Source organism: Hansschlegelia plantiphila, assembly GCF_027922265.1.
GTDB lineage: Bacteria > Pseudomonadota > Alphaproteobacteria > Rhizobiales > Methylopilaceae > Methylopila > Methylopila plantiphila.
On the sequence record NZ_BSFI01000008.1, the window covers coordinates 225,674 to 244,217 of the forward strand.

Below are 18,544 nucleotides of genomic sequence, written 5' to 3' on the forward strand. Positions count from 1 at the left end.
CGTCGGCCCGGCGCGACGCGCCGTGATCTATGTCAAAGCGATCGATCAGATCGCGCCGCCGCGGCTGAAGCTGACGCCCCTTTACGCAAGTCGGCCGCGCGCAAGCGCGCCCGTGTCGATTTCCGCTGCGTTCCACGGGCTGCGGGGCGCCAGCGACTTCGAGATCACGCCTCCGGCGACCGGCTCATAGCCCGCCAGTCCGTCCGCCCGATCCCGCAGGCGCCCGGGCAGCTCGATGAGGATGGTCTGGCAGTCGAGGGCGCGCGCGAGGCGCTCGCCCTGGGCCGCGATCGACGGCAGCAGGCATGACCCCGCGATGTCCGCCACCACGAGGTCGGAGAGGCGGAGCACGCGGACCGATCCGTCTTCCGCCGCCGCCAGCGAAGGCTTCGCCTCGACGGCGTAGCGGAACAGCGCATGGGGGTAGCCGCGCGGATCTTCGATGAAGATGACGCCGGCCTTTCCGCTCTTCGTCCGCGTCGCGCGCCGCAGGAACCGCACCCAGCCTTCGTAACTCAGGCGAGGATGCGACAGACTGACCAGCGCGAAGGCGCGACGCGTCGCGTCGGGATCGGAGATCGCCGCCGTCGCGCTCAACGTCCGGGCATAGAAAAGTTCGCTTGAGAACATGCGCGTCACCATCGCCCCGACACCAGCGGACCACCCTCTGCGGCGAAAGCGATCGGGGCGTTGATGCAGATCAAGCGCCTTCCGCGACTTTGCTCTAGGATGGAGCCGCTCGCTCGTCCCGGGGCGGCGACGTTCGGGAGCCTGGATCCATGTCGCAGACCTCAGACGCCCAGCCGGCGGCCGCCGTCACCGAGATCCAGGCGGGAGCCTTCGACCGCCCGCGCTGCAGGCGCGATGGAACGTCCGCCTGCGAGGGATGCGGCGTGCGCGCGTTCAGCGTCTGCGGGTCGCTTGCGACCGACGAGCTCGATGCGCTCAACACCATGTCGGAGAAGGCCCATTTCGCGGCGAAGGAGACCCTGTTCCTCCAGGGCGACCGGGCGGACTTCGTCTTCAACATCACGAGCGGGACGCTGCGGCTCTACAAGCTTCTGCCGGACGGCCGGAGGCAGATCGTCGGCTTTCTCCTGCCCGGCGATTTCGTCGGACTTTCGCTCAGCGAGCGGTACGGCTTCTCGGCCGACGCGATCGACGCGGTCTCGGCCTGCCGGTTCGACCGCAGCGACTTCGTCGCATTCGTCGACCGCAAGCCGCATCTGCTGAGGCGGCTTCACGAGGCCGCGACCCATGAACTGACGGTCGCGCAGGACCACATGGTGCTGCTCGGACGGCGCTCCGCGGAGGAGAAGGTCTCCTCCTTCCTGCTCACGATGCGGGAGCGCCTTCACCGGCTCGGCGCGAGCGCGGTCACCATCCCGCTGCCGATGACCCGTCAGGACCTCGCCGACCATCTCGGCCTCACGCTCGAGACGGTCAGCCGGATCGTCTCGAAGCTCGCGCGCGAAAAGGTTCTGCTCGTCGTGCCCGACGGGCTGAGGATCATGAACCCGTCCCGGCTGGAGCAGATCGGCGCCAGCTGACCGGACCGGCGCCGTCTGGTCCGCGTCAGAACTTGTAGGTCACGCCCGCGCCGACGATCCACGGATTGATCTTGGCGTGGCCCGACACGTCGGCGCCGCCTGCCGTCAGCTCGATCTTCGGCTTCATGTGGACGTACTTCAGATCGACGTTCACGCCCCAGTGCTCGTCGATCATGTAATCGAAGCCGACCTGGGCCGCCGGACCGACGGAATTCTTCAGCCTGAGCTTCGACACCGCGCCGCCGGCGGCGTCCTCGCGGAAATAGATCGAGTAGTTGAGGCCGACGCCCACATAGGGTTTGAACGCGCCGAAATTCGTGAAGTGATACTGGGCGATCACGGTCGCGGGCAGCACCCACGTGTCTCCGACGTCGACGCCGGCCAGCGCCTTGCGACCCTTGATCGTATGCTTGGAGAAGCAGCAGATCGTCTCGACCGCGACGTTCGGCGTGAAGAAGTAGCTGATGTCGAGCTCGGGGACGACGCGGTCAGACACATGCGCGCTGCCGGAGACATTGAACTTAGCCGAGGAGTTGGGAAGCACGCCGATCGCGCGCACGCGCACCATCCAGGGGTTCCACTCCGGCGCCGTCGCCACCGCCGGCGCATCCGTCGCGATGTCCGCCGCGGACGCCGCCCCCGTCCATGCCGCGGCCGCCAGCAGAGCCGCGGCCGCCGTTTTCAACACTGTCATCGAAGTCCCCTGAGAAATCCGGGCGCCATTGTCTCGGCGCGGCCAGACACTCGAAGATTCCGAGGACTAACGCCTTGACCCAGATCAACAATCAATTCACCGCAAGCGCCTAGAGAATTCCCTTTCGCCACGACAGGCTCGTTTGATCGGCTCACGCCATGCCGCCGAAGCCTCCATCGACGCCGACCGAACACAGGCCGCGCCGCCGGGTTGCGCCTGCGGCGATGCGCGGCGAAAGCTTAGAAATGACCACCCCCGAGGACGCCCAGCAGGCGACTGTCGAGTTCCTGAAGGCCCGGCTCGGCCCGGAGGTCGAGGTGAGCCGCACGCATATCTCCGTCATCCTGCTGGGGCGGGACACGGTGTGGAAGCTGAAGCGCGCGGTGACGCTGCCCTATGTCGACTTCACCCTGAGCGAGACCAGGCTTCGCGACTGCGAGCGGGAGCTCGACCTCAACCGCCGCACCGCGCCCACGCTCTATCGGGCGGTCCGGCGGGTGACGCGCACAAGCGACGGCCTGGAGCTCGACGGCGCCGGCGAGCTCGTCGACGCCGTCGTCGAAATGGCGCGGTTTCCGAGCGACGCATTGCTCGACCGCATGGCCGGGCGCGGCGAGCTGACCCCGAGGCTCGTGACGCGGCTGGCGGGCGCCGTCGCGGCCCTTCACGAGACCGCGCCTGTCGACCGCGCCGGTTCGGGCGCCGCGCGATTGGCGGCGGTGATGGCGGGGAACGAACGCTCCCTGCGCGAGGCGAGCGCGTTCGAGCCCCGAGCGGTGAAGGATTACTGCGCCGCCGCCGGGCGCGCGCTCGATCGCCACGCCGCGCTGCTCGACGCGCGGGCCCGGGCCGGCGCCGTCGTGCGCGGACATGGCGACCTCCATCTCGCGAACATCTGCCTGTGGGACGGCGAGCCGACGCTGTTCGACTGCCTGGAGTTCGACGACGAACTCGCCACCACCGACAGGCTCTACGATCTCGCCTTCCTGCTGATGGACCTGTGGCGGCTCGATCTTCGGGCGCTCGCCAATCTGGCGTTGAACCGCTACCTCGACCGCATCGACGACGAGGACGGGCTTGGCGCGCTGCCGCTCTTCATGTCGGTGCGCGCAGCCGTCCGGGCGCATGTCGCGGCGTTGCAGGCGGGGTCCGACGCCGCGAAGCTCGGGACGGCGCGGAACTACCTCGCGCTCGCGCGCAGGCTGCTGGAGCCGCAGCCGCCCAAGCTCGTCGCGATCGGCGGATTCTCAGGCTCGGGCAAGTCGACCGTCGCGGCGGCGCTGGCGCATGACGTCGGCCCGCCGCCGGGGGCGCGCATTCTCGCGAGCGACCGTATCCGCAAGGCGATGTTCGGCCAGTCTCCCGAGACCGCGCTGCCCGCCGAGGCGTATTGGGCGGAGGTCACCGCCGAGGTCTACGACCGCATCGCCGTCAGGGCGCAGGCGGTTCTGAAGACGGGTCACGGCGTCGTCGCGGAGGCGACCTTCTCGTCGGAGGCCGAGCGCCTCCAGATCGAGGCTGCGGCGGGCGAGGCCGCCGCAGCGTTCCAGGGGGTATGGCTGGACGTCGATGAGCGGCGGCTCCGCGAGCGCGTCCTGCGCCGGCGGGGCGACGTCTCGGACGCCGACGTCGCGGTGCTCGACCGCCAACTCGAACGCGGCGCCGGGACGGTGGACTGGCGACGCGTCGACGCCACGGGCGACGCGGCCGCCATCGCCGCGGGGATCAGGGCCGACGGCTGAGCCGGAGTTCGTCAGCCGGCGGTCTTCCTGCCCGGCCAGGTCCACTCCCTGATTTCCGGCATGTCCTCGCCATGCTCGCGGATATAGGCGGCATGAGCCGTCAGCCGGTCGCGGAAGCGCTGCGCGACGCCGGCCGCCGCCACCGCCAGACCGGGCACGCGCTCGATGACCTCGATCGCGAGGTGGAACCGGTCGAGCTCGTTCATGACCAGCATGTCGAAGGCGGTCGTCGTGGTGCCCTCCTCCATGTAGCCGCGGACGTGCATCCGGCCGTGATTGGCGCGGTTGTAGGTCAGGCGGTGAATGAGGTGGGGGTAGCCGTGATAGGCGAAGATCACCGGCTTGTCGCGCGTGAACAGCCCGTCGAACACGGCGTCGTCGAACCCATGAGGATGCTGGTCCTTGCCCTGAAGCGTCATCAGGTCGACCACGTTGATCACGCGGATCCGCAGCTCGGGCAGCGCCTCGCGGAGAAGCGCTGTGGCGGCCAGCGTCTCGATCGTCGGCACGTCGCCGCAGCAGGCCATGACGACGTCGGGCTCGAGGCCCTCCGCCTCGCTGCCGGCCCATTGCCAGATGCCGGCGCCGCTCGCGCAATGCAGGGCGGCCTCGTCGACGGCGAGCCATTGCGGCGCGGGCGCCTTGCCGGCGACGATGACGTTGATGCGGTCGTAGGTCCGCAGGCAATGGTCCGTCACCCAGAGCAGGCAGTTTGCGTCCGGCGGGAAGTAGATCCGGCCGATGTCGGCCTTCTTGTTCGCGACGAGATCGACGAAGCCCGGATCCTGATGGCTGAAGCCGTTGTGGTCCTGCTGCCAGACATGGGAGGTCAGCAGGTAATTGAGCGAGGCCACCGGCCGCCGCCAGGGCAGGTCTCGCGAGACCTTCAGCCATTTGGCGTGCTGGTTCACCATCGAATCCACGATGTGGATGAAGGCCTCGTAGCACGAGAACAGCCCGTGCCGGCCCGTGAGCAGGTAGCCCTCCAGCCAGCCCTGGCAGAGGTGCTCGCTCAGAACCTCCATGACCCGGCCATCCTGACCGAGGTGGACGTCGTAGGGCTCGATCTTCTCCATCCAGGCCCGCTCGGTGACATCGAGCACCGCATCGAGGCGGTTGGAGGCGGTCTCGTCGGGGCCGACGATGCGGAAGTTCCGCCCCTCGGCGTTGAGCTCCATGACGTCTCTCAGGAACCGTCCCATCACCCGCGTCGCCTCGGCGACGGAAGCCCCCGGCGCGTCCACCGCGACCGCGTGGCTCCGGTAGTCCGGCATCTTCAGCTCGCGCTTCAGGAGCCCGCCATTCGCATGCGGATTGGCGCCCATGCGGCGTTCCCCGGAAGGAGCGAGGGCCTGCAGCTCCGGCCGCAGGCGTCCGTCGGCGTCGAACAGCGTCTCGGGCTCGTAGCCCCTCATCCACGCCTCGAGCAGCTTGAGATGCGCCGGGTCGCCATGGGCGTCGGCGATCGGGACCTGGTGGGAGCGCCAGAATCCCTCGACCTTCTTGCCGTCGACCTCCTTGGGGCCGGTCCAGCCCTTGGGGCTGCGCAGGATGATCATCGGCCAGCGCGGCCGCCGGGCGGACGAGCCGGCGTTGCGCGCCTCGCTCTGGATCGCGCGGATCCGGTCGACGACGGCGTCGAGCTCGCGGGCCATGAGCTGGTGCATCGCCTCCGGCTCGTCGCCTTCGACGAAGAAAGGCTCGTAGCCGTAGCCGACGAACAGACTGCGAAGCTCGTCCTCGTCCATGCGGGCGAGCAGGGTCGGGTTGGCGATCTTGTAGCCGTTGAGATGCAGGATCGGCAGCACCGCGCCGTCGGTGACGGGGTTCAGGAACTTGCTGGAGTGCCACGAGGCGGCGAGCGGCCCGGTCTCCGCCTCGCCGTCGCCGACGACGCAGGCGACGATGAGATCGGGGTTGTCGAAAGCGGCGCCGAAAGCGTGGACGAGGGCATAGCCAAGCTCGCCGCCCTCATGAATCGAGCCGGGCGTCTCAGGCGCCGCGTGGCTGGGAATGCCTCCGGGGAACGAGAACTGCCGGAACAGCTTGCGGATCCCGTCGGCGTTCTGGCCGATGTCCGGATAGATCTCGCTGTAGGAGCCCTCGAGATAGGTGTTCGCCACCATGCCCGGACCGCCATGGCCGGGACCGCAGACATAGAGCACGTCGAGGTCGCGCGCGCGGATCACACGGTTCAGATGGGCGTAGACGAAGTTCAGCCCCGGCGTGGTGCCCCAGTGGCCGAGCAGCCGCGGCTTGACGTGCTCCGGCTGGAGCGGGGCGCGCAGCAGCGGATTGTCGAGCAGGTAGATCTGCCCGACCGAAAGATAGTTCGCCGCGCGCCAGTAGCGGTCGATCAGGTTGAGTTCGGCCACGGAGAGCGGACCGGAGCACAGTTCTGCGCAGTCATTCATCTTCAGAGCCTCGCATCCGATGCGTCCCGATCATCGACGCCGGCGCACGGAGGGTTCCGCCGCCGACGTCGGTCGCGAACGCCGAAGACAGAGACGTAGCAGGCGCCGCGCGGCTTTTGTTGCGCAAGATCAAGCCGACGGTATGTTCGCCGGCTCAATCAGGCGGCGGCGAGACGTTCGCCAAGATCCGCCGGCTCGAACGCCCCGGGGGCCGGCTTCGCGTAGACATAGGCGTGTTCGAGCGCGTCGAGCATCGACCAGAGCATGGCGCATTTGAACTCGAGCGCGGCCACCACGTCCTGCTGCTGCTCCGGCGTCCGCGCATGCGCCTTGACGAAGGCGAGCGCGCAGTCGCTGTCCCGCTTCGCCTGGATCGGACGCCTGGTGAAATAAGCAAGCGTCGCCGGGGTGACGTAGTCGTAGTGCGCGAGCATGCCCGCGGTGCGGACCTGGATGACGCTCGGAGAGAACAGCTCCGTCAGCGACGAGGCCACGGCCGCGAGCAGCGACTGCTCACGGACGAACGTCAGGTAGGCTGTGACGGCGAATTTGGTCGCGGGCAGAGCGAGCCGCCCGGACATGACCGCCTCGCGATCGAGCCCGAGATCGTCGGTGAGCTTCAGCCAGCGCGCGATCCCGCCGTCGCCGTCGTGATCGCCGTCGTGATCGACGATGCGCTGGCGCCACTCCCGCCGGAGCGCGACGTCGTCCATGCGCGAAAGGATCGCGGCGTCCTTCCGGGGGATGCAGGCCTGGTAGAGATAGCGGTTCAGCGCCCACGCCTCGACCTCGCCGCGCGAGCACTGTCCGGACTGAAGCCGGATCTGAAAGGGATGGCGGTGGTGGTAGCGTTCGGCTCCGACCTCACGGAGCTTCGCCTCAAGCTCCTCACTCGTCAGAAGGTCCGGCATCGCATCTTCTCCCTGATGGCCGTCGTTGCTCGACGTGTCCCGCAAGCTTTTTCCGTCGGTCGCGGCGGCGGCGCCGGGCCAGATCAAGCGCGCGCTACGCGGCCATCGAATGGCGCGTTCCGACCCCGAGATAGGAGTCGAAGGCGCTCGCCACGACGCGCGCGAGCGCGGGCCCGTCCCTGACGATCACCAGGCGGTCGCCGTAGTAGCGCAGGAAGTCCGAGCGCCGCAGCGGCTCGAGCGCCTCGAGGTCGAGGGCGAAGACGCTCGCCTTCACGCCGTGGCGACGCGCGACCGCGTCGAGGTCGACTTCGAAGAAGCACATGATCTGCTCGATGACGTCGGCGCGCAGCCGGTCGTCCGCGCCAAGCGCCCGGCCCCGCGCCGTCGGGAGCCGGCCCTCGTCGATCGCTCTCGCCCAGCCGCCGACGTCGGACGCGTTCTGGGCGTAGCCCTGCGGCAGCCGGCTGATCGACGAAGCGCCGACGCCGATGAGCGTCTCGGCGCCGTCCGTCGTGTACCCCTGGAAATTCCGGCGCAGCGACCGCGAGGACGCCGCGCCCGCCATCGCGTCGCCCGGTCGCGCAAAGTGGTCGATGCCGACGGCGACATAGCCCGCCTCGTCGAGCACCTCGCGCGCCGTCTGGGCGAGCGCAAGTCTCAGCGCGGCGTCCGGCAGGGTCGACGGATCGATCAGACGCTGGTTCGGGCGCGCGTCCGGAACATGGGCGTAGCCGAACAGCGCGATGCGGTCGGGCGCGAGATCGACGGCCTCGCGCACGGTGTTCCGGATTGAAGCCTGCGTCTGGCGGGGGAGCCCGTAAATCAGGTCGAAATTCAGGTTCGACACGCCTCCGCGCCGGAGCAGCGAGACCGCGGACGCGACCGTTCTGATCGATTGCAGCCGCCCTATCGCGGTCTGCACGGCCTGGTCGAAATCCTGGACGCCGAGGCTCGCCCGGTTCACCCCGGCGGCGGAGAGCCGGGCCACGGCCGAAGAGTCGACGAAGCGGGGATCCAGTTCGATCGCGTGCTCGGCGGCGGGCGCCACGTCCCAGCGGCGGCGGATGTCCGCGACGATGTCGGCGAAGGCGTCGCCGAGAAGCAGACTGGGCGTCCCGCCGCCCCAGTGGATGTGGGAGATCTGCCGGCGGCCGATCCTGTCCGAGACGAGCGCCAGCTCCTTCCGCAGGCGGACGGCGTAGTCCAGGAGCGGCTCGTCGCGGCGCGTCGCGCGGGTCGTGCAGCCGCAATAATGGCAGATCGACCGGCAGAACGGCACGTGCAGATAGAGCGAGACGGGCGCCGGCGACGACGCCTGCCCCTCCAGCCAGGACGCATAGACCCCGCCGTCGACGTCGTCCCTGAAATGGGGCGCGGTCGGATACGAGGTGTATCGCGGAACCTGGCGGCTCACAAAGTCGGTCAGCGTCAGCGGGATCATCCGCTGATCGTGGCTGCAGCCCGGCCGTCATGCGTTGATCCAGATCAAGTCCCGGCGCCGGCTTCGAGCACGACCAGATCGCCGCGTCGGCGCCCGCGGGTCTGGACCGGCTCTCCGCATTCGGCGTTCGGGTTCGCCGCCCTTTGCTTGAGGCAGATCAAGGAGCGCGCGTCCGGTCCGTGAGACCGTCTTCCCGAACACTGGAAGAGGAGAGACGTCCATGTCGTCCGCAGCCATCTCCATCGTCGCCGTCGAGGAGAACCTCGCCGCCGCGCCGCAGCCCGCCCCCTACAGCCGAATCCTGATCCCGACCGACGGCAGCGATCTGGCGCAGGAAGCGGTCGCCGAGGCGCTGAAGCTCGCGGCCCGGATCGGCGCCTCCGTGGTCTTCCTGACGGTCAACAAGCCGTTCCACATGCTGGCGCTGTCGGCCGCGCAGGTGGAGGACGCCCGGTCCGACTATGAGCGCCACGCAGACGCGCACGCCGACAGGATCCTGGACAAGGTCGGGGCGGCCGCGCTCGAGGCCGGCGTTCCCTTCGAGTCCGTGCGCCGATGGGGCGCGGAGCCCTATCTCGAAATCATCGACGTTGCGCACGAGCGCGTATGCGACCTGATCGCGATGGCGAGCCATGGCCGCAAGGGCCTGTCGGCGATCCTGCTCGGCTCCGTCACGACCAAGGTGCTGACGCACTCCTCGATCCCGGTGCTGGTGTGCCGCAAGGCGCCGGCGGCCCGAGCGCCGTCGGTGGAAACCCTCGAGGGCTATCTCGCCGGCGTCGGCGTCGCCTGATTCCTCGTCTGAAAGGCGGACCGCGGAAGCGCGTCCGCCCGGCGAAGCCGCCGCGGAGACGCGCCTTCGCTTGACGCCTGGAGGCGGGCCCGGCTTCCATAAGCGTGGCAGCCGCGGCCCGGCCGACAGGCGGCCGGGCTGACGGGCATGCGGACGGCGAGACGGCTGTCTCCCGGATCGTCGGCCGCCTTCAGGGCGTCTCCGAAAGACCTGAGCGATCCGCGCGCCCGAGACGGCGTCGCCGTTCCGGCGCCGGCGCTCGCTTCGCTTCTCTCCCGGCTAGACCACCGCGAAATCCGTGGCCGTCAGCGTCGGGTGATTGTCGATCACGGCGAACTGCTTCGCCGCCGTCGCCCCCGACCCGTCGACGTCGTAGAACAGCGCGCCGGTGGTGTGATTGTAGAGGATACGGTCGCTGGAATCGGCCGTCGTCGAGGTGATGTCCTTGAACGCCGACGCCGGAAGCGCGCCCGGCGAGAGCGCCGCGAACACGGCGTCGTCAAGCCGGACCTTGTCGGTGCCGGCCGCGAAGTCGGTGACGTGGTCGATGTTGGTTGATCCCAGCGCCGTGGCGAACACGAAGAAGTCGGCGCCCGAGCCGCCGGTCATGGTGTCCGCGCCGGTCGACCCGTCGAGCGCGTTCGCGCCGGAATTGCCGACGATCGTGTTGTCGAGCGAATTGCCCGATCCGTTGATCGCGGCGGAGCCGGTGAGGTTCAGCTTCTCGATGAACTGACTGGCGAGCGAGAAGGTGACCGAGCTGTCGACGGTGTCGACGCCCGCGCCGTCAGCCTCCACCACCTTGTCGCCGGCGTTGTCGACCGTGTAGCTGTCGTTTCCGCCGCCGCCCGCCATGGTGTCCGCGCCGCTCGAACCGTTGAGGTCGTTGTTCCCGGCGTTGCCGGTGAGGGTGTTGGCGAGGCTGTTGCCGGTTCCGGCGATGTTGGCGGAGCCCGTGAGGGTCAGCTTCTCGACATACTGGCCCGCGAGCGAATAGCTGATCGAGCTGTAGACGATGTCCGTGCCCTCGCCATTGCTCTCGGCCGCCAGGTCGCCTGCGGTCGCGACATAAAAGACGTCGTCCCCGGCGGCGCCATACATCGTGTCCGCCCCGCCGCCGCCGTCGAGCGTGTCGTTCCCGCCGCGGCCGTAGAGCAGGTTCGAGGCGCCGTCGCCCGTCAGGGCGTCGTTGAAGGACGAGCCGGCGAGGTTGGCGAAGCCCGAGAAGCTGTCCCCCTCGGCGTCGCCGCCGGCGACCGCGCCCGTCAGAAGGTTGACCGACACGCCCGCGCTCGATCCGGCGTAGTCGAGCAGGTCGCCGTCGCCGCCGCCGAGCAGCACGTCGCCGCCGACGCCGCCATTGATGGTGTCGACGCCGTCTCCGCCGTCGAGATAGTTGATGCGGCCGTCGCCGGTCAGCGCGTCGGCGAAGTCAGAGCCCGTGACGTCCTCGACGCGGCTCATGCTGTCGCCGGCCGCCGCGCCCGTCAGCACGTTGAGCGCGAGGTTCACCTGAACGGCGGCGGTCATATAGGTGTAGCTGACCTCGTCCTCGCCGGCGCCGCCGTCGAAGGTGTCGGCGCCCTCGGAGGCGTAGAGCAGGTCGTCGCCGGCGTCGCCGTAGATGGTCGCGGTATGGGGGGTCTCGCTCACGGCCGAGGCCTGGCCGCCGACCTCCTGGTCGAACGAGCCCTGGATGACGTCGTCGCCCTGCCCGCCGCGAATGGTGAACCAGCCGCTCGAGAAGCTCAGGTAGTCGTCGCCGCTATCGAGGACGACGGAGTAGGTTCCATCGTAGACCGATACGAGGTCGTCGCCGACGCCGGCGGAAACGGAGCCTCCGCCGGTCACCGAGATGTAGTCGTCGCCTGCCTCGCCGCCCACATAGGCGGGGCCGCCGCTCGCATAGATCGAATCGTCGCCGGCGCCGCCATAGACCGTCGAGCTGGTCCCGCCCTCGAAAACCGTGTCGTCGCCCGTTCCAGCGCTGATATAGTTGGAGCCGCCGTAATCGGAGATGTAATCGGCGCCGTCGTTGCCGGTCAGGAAGTCGTTGTCGTCGCCGCCATTGAGCGTGTCGGCGAGATTGCCGCCGGTCAGCGTGTCGTTTCCGGCGCCTCCCGAGTAATTGTTCGAGACGTCCTGCTCGCCAAGCGTGGTGGCGTTGTAGTTGTCGGCGCCTGCGCCTCCGATATGCGTGGCCATGCGCATTTCTCCTGACGTCTGGCGGGACGACCTGAGGCCGCGGCGCCGGGTTATCGGCTACGCAAAAGCGGCGTCACTCGCCGGCCGCCTCGACACTTCGCGCGCGCCACGTTCACAAGCGGCGCGGGCGGGAAAATGGAATTTTGGAGCAAAGATATTAGAACTTGGAACGAACGATGGATACTTGGATAATATGCTTACATCCGCCGCCGCGGATAATGTAATCGATTGATTATTTATATCACAAATAAATACCATAACTCCACCGCGATTTTTCGTGTGAATCCCGTTTATTTCTAGAATCATCTTCTTTCATCTGTCGATCAACGGCAGGCAGCCGATATCGGATTCCGCATCTTCATCGCTCTGGGAAGGTTACAACCCGCGCTAAGCCGGCGGTGGCGCGGAAAGCGGCGACCTGAGCATGGGATAAGCGAATGATCACGCCGGCGTGCGCCAGTGGGCTTGCCGTCCGGGCTCGTCGAACAAGAACCTTGGTGAGCCGGGCCTGAGAACAGCGACTTCAACCCGTCGCTGCGACCGGACGCTGCGCCCGTGGCTCGACGCTTGCCTATGCCGAAGGACAACCATACGCCGCCCACCAACTCGAAAGGCCGACGATGACAGCTCTCATGCTCCGCAAAAGCCTGGACGAGATCGCCTCGGAAGACGAGGGCGAGCACAAGCTCACCAAGTCGCTGAGCGCCGTCAGCATCGTCGCGATGGGGATCGGCGCCATCATCGGCGCCGGCATCTTCGTTCTGACGGGCACGGCGGCGGCGAAATATGCGGGACCGGCAATCGTGCTGTCGTTCGTGCTCGGCGGCGTCGCCTGCGCCTTCGTCGGCCTCTGCTACGCGGAGCTGGCGGCGCTGATCCCGGTCTCGGGATCGAGCTACACCTACACTTACGCCACGCTCGGCGAATTCTTCGCCTGGGTGATCGGCTGGGACCTGGTGCTGGAATACGCGATGGGCGCGGCGACCGTTTCGGTCGGCTGGTCCGGCTATGCCGTCAGCCTGCTCGGCGACGTCGGTCTGCACTTGCCTCCGCAATTCACCAACGCGACCGGGACGGCGGTGAAGCTCGCGGATGGCGGGGCGGCGACCGGAATATTCAACGCGCCGGCGGCCCTGATCGTGCTGGTCATCACCTTCCTGCTCGCGCGCGGGACCAGGGAGTCCGCGCGCATGAACAACATCATGGTGGCGGTGAAGCTCGCTGTGGTGCTCGCCTTCATCCTGATCGGCGCGTTCTACGTCGACACCTCGCACTGGAAGCCGTTCATCCCCGAGAACAAAGGCGAGTTCGGCGAGTTCGGCTGGAGCGGCGTGCTGCGCGGGGCGGCCGTGGTGTTCTACGCCTATATCGGCTTCGACGCGGTCTCCACCACCGCGCAGGAGGCGGTGAAGCCGCAGCGCGACATGCCGATCGGCATCCTCGGCTCGCTGGTGATCTGCACCATCCTCTACATCCTCGTCGCCGCGGTGCTGACCGGCATCGTGCCTTACGGCGACCTCAACGTCGCCGATCCCATCGCCAAGGGCGTCGACGCCATCGGGCTCGGCTGGTTCGCGACCGTCATCAAGCTCGGCGCGCTCTCGGGGCTCACCACCGTGATGCTGGTGCTACTCTACGGGCAGAGCCGGATCTTCTTCACGATGGCGAAGGACGGCCTGCTGCCGCCGGTGTTCTCGAAGATCCACAAGGACTACGGCACGCCCTACGTCAGCCAGATCCTGATCGGCTCGATCGTCGCGCTGATCGCGGGCGTGCTGCCGATCAGCATTCTGGGCGAAATGGTGAGCATCGGGACGCTGTTCGCATTCATCCTGGTCTGCGGCGCGGTGATCTATCTCCGCCGCAGCGAGGCGCGCGCGCACCGTCCGTTCAAAGTGCCCGCCGTGCCCGTGGTGCCGATCCTCGGCGTCCTGTTCTGCCTTACGCTGATGGCCGGCCTGCCGCTCGACACCTGGCTGCGCCTGATCATCTGGATGGCGATCGGCTTCGCGATCTACTTCGGCTACGGCCGCAGGCATTCGGTGGTGCAGATCCGGGCCGGCTCGGCGTGACGCGGCCGGGTTAGAGATCGACCTGGAACTGCTTCCAGAGCGTCATCCGCTCGCGGAGGTCGATCAGGCGCCCGTCCGCGCAGAAGGTGCCGTCGCCGTTATGGTGCAGCGTGCGGCGCTCCTTGCGGTCGCGGTCGTAAGAGATCGCGACCGCCTCCAGAATGAACAGGCCGTAGCGCGCGACGAGCGCGTCGTCGGCCACCCGGCACTCGATGTTGGCGAGGCATTCGGCGATCAGCGGGGCCGACACCTTCTGCGCCGGCCTCGGACTGAGCTTGAACCGGGCGAACTTGTCGACCTCGTCGCCCGAGCAATTGCCGATGTCGACCACCTTGCCCGCGAGGTCGACGGTCGGCACGGCGATGACGCATTCACCGGTCGCGCGCAGCGCCTTGTAGCTGTGGTCCCACGGACCGATGACGCAGCCGATCCGCGGCGGATCGTGGCTCACCACCATGTGGAACCCCATGGTCATCACGTTCGACCGGCCCTCATGCGATGTCGTCACCAGCACGATCGGGCCGGCTTCGAGCAGGCGGTAGGCCTTCGACGGGTCGATGCTGTCCACGGGCGACCTCCGGCGCGCGTTGCTCATGGAGCGCAAACGCAAAATGGCCGGACACAGGTCCGGCCATTCGGCGCGTTCGCGAAGACTCTGGAGCCTTACGCGGCCTGCTTCATCGCGTCGGCCTTCTCGATCAGGGCCTCCGCCATGCGGATCGAGGCGATGTCGATCAGGCGGCCGTCGAGCGCCACGGCGCCCCTGCCGGCCTTGGCGGCCTCCTCCATGGCGACCAGAATGCGGCGCGCCTTGGTGACTTCCGCTTCCGACGGCGTGAAGACCTCGTTGGCGAGATCGATCTGGCTCGGATGGATCGCCCACTTGCCCTCGTAGCCCAGCACAGCGCAACGCTTGGCGGCGGAGATGTAGCCGTCCGGGTCGGAGAAGTCGCCGAACGGGCCGTCGATCGGCCTGAGGCCGTAGGCGCGGCAGGCGACGATCATGCGGGCCTGGGCGTAGAGCCACGGGTCCTGCCAGTGCGTCTCCCGATCGCCGGCCTCGTCCTTGTCGGTCAGCACGCTGTAGTCCGGGTTCACCCCGCCGATGACGGTCGAGCGGGCGCGCATCGAAGCCGCGTAATCCGCGACGCCGAACGACATGGCCTCGAGGCGCTTGGAGGAGGTCGCGATCGCCTCGACGTTCGCCATGCCGAGCGCGGTCTCGATCAGCACCTCGAAGCCGAGCTTCTTCTCGCGCTTCTTAGCCTGCTCGATCTGGGTGACCAGCACGTCGATCGCGTAGACGTCGGCCGCCACGCCGACCTTCGGGATCAGGATCATGTCGAGGCGCGGGCAGGCCTCCACGATGTCGACGACGTCGCGATACATGTAGTGGGTGTCGAGGCCGTTGATGCGGATCATCATCGTCTTCTTGCCCCAGTCGATCTCGTTCAGGGCCTGGATGATGTTCTTGCGCGCCTGCTCCTTGTCGTCGGGAGCGACCGCGTCCTCGAGGTCGAGAAAGATCACGTCGGCCTTCGACTGCGCCGACTTCTCCATGAAGGTCGGGTTGGAGCCTGGCACGGCGAGTTCCGAGCGGTGCAACCGCGGCGTCGCCTGCTGGATCAGTGTGAAGCTCATGACGTCCTCCTCAAATCTTGAAACCGTCTCATCCCGGCCACGCCCGGACTTTCTGCGGTCGTCCGGTTCATTTGCCTATTCGCCATCAGACCTATGAGACGCCCGAAACTGGCGTCATTTGGTCTACTGCGCGTCTGCGCCGCAGTTGGTATAATCGTCCGAAGCGATCGGCGAACGTCCCGCCTCCATAGCGTCATGCCCGGCTTCGCCGGGCATGACGGCGCTCGTGGTGAGGCCTCGTCCGTTCACCCCGTCGCGCCGAAGCCGTTCGCGATGCAATTGATCGAGAGCAGCAGCGGCGGCTTGATGTCCTCTTCGCGCTTCGCCGTGTCGGTCTCGGCGCGGAACCGGCGGAGCAGCTCGACCTGCTCGCGGCTCACCTGGTTGATGACCGGCAGGCGCTGCGCGAGGCGCTCGCGGAAGGCGGGGTAACGCTCGGCGATCTCCTTGCCGCGGCTGACCCTGAGCGCCATCTCGCAGGTCAGCGCGTACTCGGCCTCGATCATCGGGAAGATCGCCTCGACCGCCGCCTTGTCCGGGCAGAGCGTCGAGTATTCCCGCGCGATCGAGAGATCGACCATCTGCAGCGTCTTCTCGACCTCGTCGAGCACGAGGCGCAGCACCTTGGATTCCTCGAACATGCGGCGCAGCAGCGCCTCGCCGACCTCGCCGCGGACGTCGATGAAGTTCTTCAGCGCCGAGCCGATGCCGTACCAGCCGGTGATGATGTGCCGGTTCTGCGCCCATGCGAACACCCAGGGAATGGCGCGCAGATCCGACAGCGAACGCGCCCCGAAGCGGCGCGCCGGGCGCGAGCCGATGTTGAGGAGCGCGAGCTCCTCCAGCGGGCTGGCGTGCTGGAAGTAGGTCACGAGGTGCTCGTGCCCGATCAGCTGGCTATAGGTCGCGCGAGACGCGCCGGACAGCGCCTCGAGCGCGTCGTCGAACTCGGTCTTCTGGCCGCGGACGACCTCGCGCTCCGACATCAGCGCATGCTCGAACACGGACGAGGCGGTCAGCTCCATCTGGTAGGCCGCGGTGCCGCGGTTGGAGTATTTGAACGACACCACCTCGCCCTGGTCGGTGGTGCGGTAGCGCCCGCGGATCGAGCCCGGCGGCTGGGCCGCGATCGCCCGCGCCGTCGGCGCGCCGCCGCGCGACACCGAGCCGCCGCGGCCGTGGAAGAAGGCGATCGGCACGCCGGCCTGGCGGCCGACTTCGGTGAGCTTGGCCTGCGCCTTGTAGAGCTCCCAGTTCGAGGCGAAGTAGCCGCCGTCCTTGTTCGAGTCCGAGTAGCCGATCATCACCTCCTGCACCTCGCCCTGCCAGCGGGTGGAACGGCGGACGACCGGGATCGCCAGCAGTTCGCGCATGATGGCGGGGGCCTCGCGCAGGTCCTCGATGGTCTCGAACAGCGGCACGATCGGCAGCTGGCAGATCTCGACGCCGGCGCCGTCGAGGAAGCAGCCGGCCTCCTTGGCGAGCAGATAGGCCCCGAGGATGTCGGCGACCGAGCGCGTCATCGACAGGATGAAGCAGCCGAAGGCCTCGCGGTCGAGCTGCGAGCGCATCTCGGAGACGAGCGCGAAGGTCGCGAGCGTCTCCTGCGCGTCCTCCGACAGGCCCTTGAGCTGTCGGGTCGGGTTGCGGGGATTGGCGAGCTCGGCGGACAGCCAGTCGCGCCATTCGCGGCTGTCGGCGGCCGGCGCCTCGTCGGGCTCAGATTCGTTCAGTACGCCCCAGATTTCGCGCAGCGTGTTGGTGGTGCGCGTCGAGTTCTCGCGAATGTCGAGACGCACGGTGGAGAACCGGAAAATCTCGACCATCCGCCGGACCGGCCGCACCATGTTGACCGCAAGCGAGCGGCAGCCGGCGCCGTCGAGCCCGCGCTCCAGCGCCTTGAGGTCGTCGATCAGGTCGTCGGCGTTGGTGTAATAGGGGCCGGGCAGGATGACCGGCTCCTCCTTGTTCCGCTCGATCGTGGCGTCGAGCTTGCGGAGCACGCAGGTCAGGAACTGGCGGTAGGGCTCGCCGGGATTGCGGCCGGCGATCGCCGTGCCGTCGCCGCTCGCAGCCAGACGCTCGGCGAGCTCAGCCTTGAAGCCGTCGGAGGTCGTCAGCGCGCGCTCGCTGAGCGACAGCCTGCGGCCGAGATCGTTCAGCCGGGTCCGGTAGCGCCGCATGCTGGCGCGGGCGTTGCGCTTCAGCGTGGTCCGGGTGACCGCGGAGGTGACGAAGGGGTTGCCGTCGCGGTCGCCGCCGATCCAGGAGCCGAACTGGAAGAAGGGCGGGATCTCGAAGCGCTCGTCCGGGTAATATTCGGCGAGCGACTCCTCGAGCGAATAGAGCACCTCGGGCAGCGTCTCGAACAGCGACTCGTCGAAGAAGTGCAGGCCCCAGGAGACCTCGCGCACCACCGTCGTCTTCTCGAGCTGCAGCTCGCCCGTCATCCAGACCAGCTCGATCTGGTCGCGCAGGTCGGCCATCAGCGCGTTGCGCTCGCGCTCGGTCCAGCGCGGCAGCTCGAGCTCGCGCAGGATGAGGTAGATGCGGCGGAACTTCTCCAGCACCGTGACGCGCTTTGCCTCCGTCGGATGCGCGGTGAGCGTCGGCCGGATGCGGATTTCCTTCAGCAGGTTGTGCATCTCGTTCGCTGGGATGCCGGCGGCGGAGGCCTCCGCCAGCACGTTGGAGAAGGTGCCCTTGACCTCGGAGCGGCCGCGGGTGCGCTCGACGTGGCGACGCCGGCGCATCGCCGTGTTTTCTTCGGCGATCGACAGCAGCTGGAACCAGATGCCCTGCACCTGCAGCGCGCGCGCCATCAGCTCGGGCGTGAGCTCCGAGATGTTGGCCTCGCCGCGCAGCACGGCCTCGAGCTCGGGCTGGTGACGCCTGCAGACGTCGATCAGCGAGTGGAACAGGATGTCGGTGGCTTCGCTTCCGGACGTGCCGGTGATGACGGGGGGCGCAAAAATGGCGTCGGTCTCGCTCGGAGCTGCATGGGGGATTGGGGTCATCGCGAGGCTCCACTCGATCGGGCGCTTGTCGGGGACGCCCGGCGCGAAAACGGCATGACAG

General features: G+C 68.0%; 13 protein-coding genes. 4 read left to right on the top strand and 9 right to left on the bottom strand.

Annotation, left to right across the window (positions count from 1 at the left end):
- Positions 1–81: 81 nt before the first annotated feature.
- A complete protein-coding gene (locus PKE75_RS10870; protein WP_271168747.1) occupies positions 82–630 on the bottom strand; it encodes a hypothetical protein in 549 nt (182 codons plus the stop codon).
- A 149-nt stretch (positions 631–779) separates the two neighbouring features.
- On the opposite strand from PKE75_RS10870, the gene PKE75_RS10875 reads away from it, so the two are divergent.
- Entirely contained in the window at positions 780–1,550 is a 771-nt protein-coding gene (locus tag PKE75_RS10875) for a Crp/Fnr family transcriptional regulator (protein WP_271168748.1), read from the top strand.
- 25 nt (positions 1,551–1,575) lie between these two features.
- Here the strand turns inward: PKE75_RS10875 and PKE75_RS10880 are convergent, their stop codons facing one another.
- Positions 1,576–2,244, bottom strand: a complete 669-nt coding sequence (locus PKE75_RS10880; RefSeq protein ID WP_271168749.1) for an OmpW/AlkL family protein — start codon at positions 2,242–2,244, stop codon at positions 1,576–1,578.
- A 245-nt stretch (positions 2,245–2,489) separates the two neighbouring features.
- On the opposite strand from PKE75_RS10880, the gene PKE75_RS10885 reads away from it, so the two are divergent.
- Positions 2,490–3,986: a bifunctional aminoglycoside phosphotransferase/ATP-binding protein gene (locus tag PKE75_RS10885; RefSeq protein ID WP_271168750.1), complete on the top strand. Its 1,497-nt coding sequence runs from the start codon at positions 2,490–2,492 to the stop codon at positions 3,984–3,986.
- Between the two features lie 11 nt (positions 3,987–3,997).
- Here the strand turns inward: PKE75_RS10885 and PKE75_RS10890 are convergent, their stop codons facing one another.
- The 3 genes from PKE75_RS10890 to hemN all read right to left on the bottom strand — a co-directional run bounded on the left by PKE75_RS10890 (position 3,998) and on the right by hemN (position 8,755).
- Positions 3,998–6,400: a phosphoketolase family protein gene (locus tag PKE75_RS10890; protein WP_271168751.1), complete on the bottom strand. Its 2,403-nt coding sequence runs from the start codon at positions 6,398–6,400 to the stop codon at positions 3,998–4,000.
- 158 nt (positions 6,401–6,558) lie between these two features.
- On the bottom strand, positions 6,559–7,311 hold the full coding sequence (gene pqqC, locus PKE75_RS10895; RefSeq protein ID WP_271168752.1) for a pyrroloquinoline-quinone synthase PqqC: 753 nt from the start codon (positions 7,309–7,311) through the stop codon (positions 6,559–6,561).
- Between the two features lie 94 nt (positions 7,312–7,405).
- Positions 7,406–8,755 (bottom strand): oxygen-independent coproporphyrinogen III oxidase, encoded by a 1,350-nt coding sequence (gene hemN / locus PKE75_RS10900; protein ID WP_271168753.1) that lies wholly within the window; start codon positions 8,753–8,755, stop codon positions 7,406–7,408.
- 220 nt (positions 8,756–8,975) lie between these two features.
- On the opposite strand from hemN, the gene PKE75_RS10905 reads away from it, so the two are divergent.
- A complete protein-coding gene (locus tag PKE75_RS10905; protein ID WP_271168754.1) occupies positions 8,976–9,548 on the top strand; it encodes a universal stress protein in 573 nt (190 codons plus the stop codon).
- A gap of 279 nt (positions 9,549–9,827) precedes the next feature.
- On the opposite strand, the gene PKE75_RS10910 is transcribed toward PKE75_RS10905, so the two are convergent.
- Positions 9,828–11,753 carry a beta strand repeat-containing protein gene (locus tag PKE75_RS10910; RefSeq protein ID WP_271168755.1) on the bottom strand — a complete coding sequence of 642 codons (1,926 nt, stop codon included), beginning with the start codon at positions 11,751–11,753 and terminating at the stop codon, positions 9,828–9,830.
- Between the two features lie 620 nt (positions 11,754–12,373).
- Between PKE75_RS10910 and PKE75_RS10915 the strand changes: the two genes are divergently transcribed.
- Positions 12,374–13,825 (top strand): amino acid permease, encoded by a 1,452-nt coding sequence (locus tag PKE75_RS10915; RefSeq protein ID WP_271168756.1) that lies wholly within the window; start codon positions 12,374–12,376, stop codon positions 13,823–13,825.
- Positions 13,826–13,835: 10 nt separating this feature from the next.
- Here PKE75_RS10915 and PKE75_RS10920 read toward each other — a convergent pair whose 3' ends face one another.
- The 3 genes from PKE75_RS10920 to PKE75_RS10930 form a co-directional block, all read right to left on the bottom strand.
- The gene (locus PKE75_RS10920; RefSeq protein WP_271168757.1) at positions 13,836–14,393 is read right to left on the bottom strand and encodes a flavin reductase family protein; all 558 of its coding nucleotides are present in this window, start codon (positions 14,391–14,393) and stop codon (positions 13,836–13,838) included.
- A 95-nt stretch (positions 14,394–14,488) separates the two neighbouring features.
- Positions 14,489–15,466 carry an HpcH/HpaI aldolase/citrate lyase family protein gene (locus PKE75_RS10925; protein WP_271168758.1) on the bottom strand — a complete coding sequence of 326 codons (978 nt, stop codon included), beginning with the start codon at positions 15,464–15,466 and terminating at the stop codon, positions 14,489–14,491.
- A 245-nt stretch (positions 15,467–15,711) separates the two neighbouring features.
- The gene (locus PKE75_RS10930) at positions 15,712–18,483 is read right to left on the bottom strand and encodes a phosphoenolpyruvate carboxylase (protein WP_271168759.1); all 2,772 of its coding nucleotides are present in this window, start codon (positions 18,481–18,483) and stop codon (positions 15,712–15,714) included.
- Positions 18,484–18,544 lie beyond the last annotated feature (61 nt).